This is a genomic window from Mesorhizobium sp. B2-1-3A (assembly GCF_006442655.1).
Lineage (GTDB): Bacteria > Pseudomonadota > Alphaproteobacteria > Rhizobiales > Rhizobiaceae > Mesorhizobium.
This window is the reverse complement of record NZ_VFWK01000006.1, coordinates 475,334-480,640: the sequence shown is the minus strand read 5'-3', so window position 1 is coordinate 480,640 and position 5,307 is coordinate 475,334. Positions and strand designations below refer to the sequence as shown.

Below are 5,307 nucleotides of genomic sequence, written 5' to 3'. Positions count from 1 at the left end.
CTTCGCTTACCCCCCGCTCGCGCGCTCATCTCAATGAACCGCGCGGAACGCCCCAAAATTCCCTGCCCATTTCCATGCCCAGTCACGAAAAAGGGCGCATTGAATGCGCCCTCCTTCAAGTCATGCGTCCGCAGGCTCCGGAGCAGTTTCCGGCTCGGGCGCTTCATCTTTCACCCCGACCGCTCCCGCTCCCATGCGCTCGGCCGTCGCCGACAGATGGCGCATTGACTGCAGATGCAAATAAATCAGTTCCAGGTCATCGGCCCTGGCAAGCTCGGCCAGTTGATCGCCAGACAACGCCTTCAGCCGATCGCGGTTGACCGCGAAAAACCCCGACAGCATCAGCGTCTTGCCATCGCGCAACGTAAAGCGCGCCTGCATCGCTTCGAACAGGTTGAGATCGTTGAGGCGCTTGGTCAGCGCCTGGGTGCGCTGGAACTGCACCTGATAGGCCTGCAGGAAACCAAGCACGTTTTGCAGGTACAATGTGCGTTCGCCGTCGCCGTCGAACAGCCGCTCGCCGCGCCCCTTGCGGTTGCAGCCTTCGAATTCCTCATCGACGCAAAGCGTGAAATTCGCACCGTCATCGGTGCTCGAGAAGACGAAGGGATAGCGGCGCAGGAACGCCGGGACATAGCGCCCGCCCCAGGATCCGTCCTCATTGACAAAGAGATTCTCGCCGTCGCGCACACCGAGAAGAACCACCGGAATTATACTTTCGCCCTGGCCCGCGAAAACCACGGCATATTCGGCCGCGGCACCGGAAAACTCGGCGGCCATCAACGGCACCGAGTTAACCTGCCTGGCGAAAGCAAAATTGTTGCCGGTCTTGACGGACAAGTCGCCATGGCTTTGGCGTGATACCGGTACCGCCCGCTCATATATTAAAAGTTGCTTTACCATTCCCCACCCGTATCAGCACAAAAAAGCAACCGAACGATCCCGTTCGGCCCCCGTCCAAAAAACATTAAGGAAACCCTTAATTAGGAAACTAGACGATGGTTTCCGCAAGGGCAACAGCTTCTTTTGAAGAATTGATCAGCGGGACCAGTCGATCTGCGTGATCGCCATATCTTTTGACATAAGCGCTGTTGAGGCCAAGGCATTGTGTTGACGCGCAACTGTCCCTGTAGGGGCACTGATAGAAGCCGTTTTTCGCAAACTCGTCCCAGAAGGCAGGGTCGATGTAAAGTTGCGGCTGATCGTTAACCAGAAGTAAAGAATCGTCGCCGAGCAGGCACTCGGGAAAATTCTTGATCTCCACCGAACGGCCGTGCGCGCGCGCTTTGCGCGCCGCTTCCTTCAGGTAGGGCAATACGTCCAGATGGTTGGCGGCCAGGCCTTTTTCGTCGGTCTCGGCCATCGGCCAATACAGCCAGAATTCCATCTGCGTAAGCCGCTTCAGATGCGCAAGCCTGTCAACAACAGCCGGCAACAATCGATAGCTGGCTTCAGTTACGACAGTATTGGTGATTGTCGCGACGCCCGGATATTCGTCGAGGATCTCCAATCCGCGTACCGTCTTCTCAAACGAACCTTTGACCGTGGTTATCGTGTCGTGGGTCATGGCGTCGCTTCCGGCGACGCTCACGAAAAATTCATCGACGCCCGCCTCAACGAGGCTCTCACTGTACGCCCGGCGGCCCAGATGCATGCCGTGCGTCTGTATGCGGACATGGTCGAAGCCGGCGGCACGTGCTTGGCGAGCCAGGTCCGGCAGGTCCCGGCGAAGTGTGATCTCCGAGCCGGTGAGGATGAGCCCAGTCCATTGCCGGGTGCGGCTGTTGTGGGCGAGCAACTCACGGAAGGTGTCATCGCTCTCGGGCGCAAGGCGATCCATCGTGCCCTCGATCATGCAATGCACGCATTTGAGGTTGCAGCGGAACTCCATCGTCAGCGAGACGTATTTGCTATGATCGTAGATTGCCATCACGCGCCCATGAGAAAATCTACAGAACGCCGTAATAGGCGCTCTTGAGAATTTCCAGCCTGCCGCCGATCATACGGTAATCGATACCGACATCATAGAGCATGTGGTCGAGCCGGGTTTTATTGGCGGTCAGGAAGGCTTGTATAGCGTCGGGATAGCCTAGCCTGCCGACGAACCAGATCAGTTGGTCGATGCGTATCCGGGAGAAATAAACACCGTCATTATACTTCTTGTTGGCAACGACGATGATGCCGCAGTCGCAGAGTTCCGGCCACAGGATGGAGGAGATATCGAGGCCGTCGAGGTCTAGATGCGCCGACGCCGCGACCTTGCCGACAATATCTTCCCAGTCATCCTTGGCGTCGAAGAAATAATAAAGGTTGTCGAAGCGCAAGCCGGACGGGCTGAGCTGGTAGCAGAGCCCGGAGGAAACCACGCTGCTCGGATTGCCGAGATAGACACTGATCTCTTCGATCCCGCGCTTCCGCTCGCCAAGTGCGGCATCGAGATCGAGCGAGAACATGAAATAGGGGCGCTTCGGCGACAAGGCGAGCGTCGACGGCGCATAGGGCGCCAACGCTGCCAGCACCCTTTCTATCGAGACTTCTCGCTCAAGGCGCTCGTAGTCGTAGAAATAGAGCTCCCAGCTGAAATCGCTCCCTTTCTGCTTGACGCCCCACACGGTCCGGAACGGACCGATTTCGCCCTGCACCGCGCGCACCATGTCGTTCAGCAGGGGCGGAGCGCCAAGCGCCTCGAAGGATTGCCAGAGCAGCGTCGAGGAGCGAAGCTTGCCCGCCGTGGCGGCCACCGGTTTGTAGGGCCAAAGGCAATAGTCGAACTGCTTGTCTCCCGGCTGCGTCCACTCAAGAAAGTCAGCCACGGCCAACGCCCTTTCTTGCGGATGCGCCAAAGTAAAGCGTCGCGAAATCCCGGCCATTGCGTCCAATTCCGCCAGACAGATGACCGAGCGGTTCGCCGGCGATCCGCGAAAGCCATCCATCAATATTAGCCGGCTCGATACCGTAGGCACGCCCCAGCCGCCTGACCGTGTCCTCCACCGAGGCAACCTGGAGACCGGCCGAGTAGAAGTTGATGTCGAAGGAATGCCGCGGCGATCCGTCCTCCTGCACCTCCATGAAGAAAATCCGGTCGTCCGGACAATGGTGGCGCGCCGCCTCGATCATCTCAAAGGCGGCATCGACCGAGGGAAAGGCAGCAGCATTGGCGCGCAATCCGGCTAGACGCTGCCGGACTGCGGCGACGCCACGTGCTTCGGCCGGCCAGAGATAGCGCGAAACCCTGGCGGATTGCGGGTCGTCAGGCCGCCATTTGACGGCGACATGGACCAGTTCGGTCACCGGTTTCGCGCCCTTGGCCAGACCGCGCCGGACCCGTCCGGAAAACTCGACATAGATCTTGTACAGTCCGGCCTTGCCGCCCTCGTAACCGAAATGCACGATCTCGGCCTCGCCAAGATGTTCGCACAACATGGCAAGCATGGCTTCCGGCAGCGAGAGCTTGCGGGCAATCGAACGAAGTCCGGCCTTGGCATCGGTTCCCAGCGAATCCTTGTGCACGATGGCGAGGAACCGATCCTCGTTGATCTCGCCATCGCCAAGCTTGGCCGATCGCTCGAGCCCGAATGGGCAGTTCAGATCCTCGATCAGCGAAAGCATGCGCTTGCCTTGCGCTTCGATCGGCGTCCGCTTCGGGTCGCCGGCCTCGGCAAACCGGTCCAACCGCTGCAGGATCGCAAGCACTGCCTCTTCGGCAAGCCTGTCCACCGAAGCCCGGCCATCCATGATGATATCGGCGGCGGGCCGCACCCGTTCGCGTTGCATGGCATAAGTACCGGCGATGAACCCCGTGTAGTGCGACAGGTAAGACTCCAGCCATCCCATGAAGGCCGGCGCTTCGCCGGGGGTCGCGCGTGCCCTGCCCGCTGCTTCGCCGATCTTGCGGGCCAGCGCTATGTCGGGCGGTGTGTCGACCCAGATCAGCGTGTCGATCAGTTCGCCGGTAGCGCCGTGCGCGCGCCCGAGCAGCGTATCGAGCAGCACGCATTTCGGAGGTGGCGTGGTTTCGGCAAGCCGGATCATCTCCCGGACCAGCGGCTCCAGCATGATCTCGTCGTAGTTCGACCCGCGTTCGATCCAATCCCTGATCTTTGATGGCGGCGATGCGGTGATGGTCTCGAAGTCGTCATAGTGCAGGGCCGGCACGCCGAGTCGATCCTGCAATGCCTTGGTCAGAGAGGTTTTGCCGCTGCCGGGGTGGCCTGATATCGCGACAATGGGCGCTCGCTTCATTGCCATTTCTTTCTCGCGGTGATCAGCGCAAAAGGCATCTCGATCCCGACGGACTGGACACTGATATCGATAAAGCCGAGTTTGTCGAGTTCGACCGCATAAAAATCCGGCTTGCGAAAAAACGGCAGGAAAACAAGGTTGGCGACCATCGAATAGGGAAGCCTGGTGCCGGCGGGCTCGATCGGCATGCGCTCGAAGATCACCATGCGCCCACCGGGTTCGAGCGCGGCGGCGGCTTCCCGCATGAACGTGGCGGCGTCGTCCTGCGGCCAGTCGTGCAGCACCGACTTGAAGCTGATGATGTCGTGGCCGGCCGGCAACCGGTCGCGGCGAAAATCGCCCTCCTTGAAGGTGATCCGCGCTGCCTGTGGCGAGCCTGAAACATGGCGCCGGCCAAGCGCGCAGACGACGGGCAGATCGAAAACCGTCGCTTCCATCGACGGATTGCGCTCGCATACCTGCCGGGCGAATTCACCGCTGTTGCCGCCGACATCCAGGATCCTCCTGTGTCCGGCGAGGTTCAGCCGGTCGAGACAGGCCGGCGCTTCGTATCGGGTGAGCGTCGAGGTGTAGCCCACCCATCGCGCCGTGGCGGCGAGGTTTTCCGGCGTCACCTCCATGCAGCGGTCGTAACGGAAAAGCTCGAACACCTGGGCTCGCGCCATGAACTGCGGAATATCCGAAAGCAGCTCAGCAAAAAGGCCATGAACGTCCGGCGCCACCAGATTGGCGAACCAGAGCTTTGCCTCCAGCAGGTCACGGTGGGCCAGCGCGTCGCGGAAATCGGGCGTCAAGCGGAGCGGATCCTCGCCACGAACCACGCCATTGCTTGCCAGCAGTTGAAGAAAGAAGTCGAAAGCAGTCTCGGGCATCTGAGCCAAACGATGGATATCGCTTCGAGCCGCCGATTGTCGGCCAGCCAGCAGGTCGACCAGCCCACGCGACAAGGCGAGAGCCAGGGCCCGCGACTCAATCTCGGTTTCGAGGAAGCGGTCTACCTGCCGTATCGGGTCGGTATTGATCACGCCCAGTCCTCGCCCACGTTCCACTTGCCAGCCTCATCGA

5 protein-coding genes are annotated in these 5,307 nt (G+C 60.3%); all 5 read right to left on the bottom strand.

What is annotated here, in order from left to right:
• Positions 1-120: 120 nt before the first annotated feature.
• The 5 genes from FJ977_RS26635 to FJ977_RS26615 all read right to left on the bottom strand — a co-directional run bounded on the left by FJ977_RS26635 (position 121) and on the right by FJ977_RS26615 (position 5,267).
• Positions 121-903 carry a SapC family protein gene (locus tag FJ977_RS26635; protein WP_140775128.1) on the bottom strand — a complete coding sequence of 261 codons (783 nt, stop codon included), beginning with the start codon at positions 901-903 and terminating at the stop codon, positions 121-123.
• 88 nt (positions 904-991) lie between these two features.
• Positions 992-1,930: a radical SAM protein gene (locus FJ977_RS26630; RefSeq protein ID WP_140775127.1), complete on the bottom strand. Its 939-nt coding sequence runs from the start codon at positions 1,928-1,930 to the stop codon at positions 992-994.
• A gap of 19 nt (positions 1,931-1,949) precedes the next feature.
• Positions 1,950-2,813, bottom strand: coding sequence for a hypothetical protein (locus tag FJ977_RS26625; RefSeq protein WP_246683341.1), 864 nt, complete (start codon positions 2,811-2,813; stop codon positions 1,950-1,952).
• A complete protein-coding gene (locus FJ977_RS26620; RefSeq protein WP_140775125.1) occupies positions 2,806-4,242 on the bottom strand; it encodes a hypothetical protein in 1,437 nt (478 codons plus the stop codon). The genes FJ977_RS26625 and FJ977_RS26620 overlap by 8 nt, the downstream gene beginning before the upstream one ends.
• Positions 4,239-5,267: a methyltransferase gene (locus FJ977_RS26615; protein WP_246683340.1), complete on the bottom strand. Its 1,029-nt coding sequence runs from the start codon at positions 5,265-5,267 to the stop codon at positions 4,239-4,241. Before FJ977_RS26615 ends, FJ977_RS26620 begins: the two co-directional genes overlap by 4 nt.
• Positions 5,268-5,307: the final 40 nt, after the last annotated feature.

Coding starts and splice junctions, on each gene's coding strand:
- FJ977_RS26635 (WP_140775128.1), bottom strand. CDS start 903: ATGGTAAAGCAACTTTTAATATATGAGCGGGCGGTACCGGTATCACGC.
- FJ977_RS26630 (WP_140775127.1), bottom strand. CDS start 1,930: ATGGCAATCTACGATCATAGCAAATACGTCTCGCTGACGATGGAGTTC.
- FJ977_RS26620 (WP_140775125.1), bottom strand. CDS start 4,242: ATGAAGCGAGCGCCCATTGTCGCGATATCAGGCCACCCCGGCAGCGGC.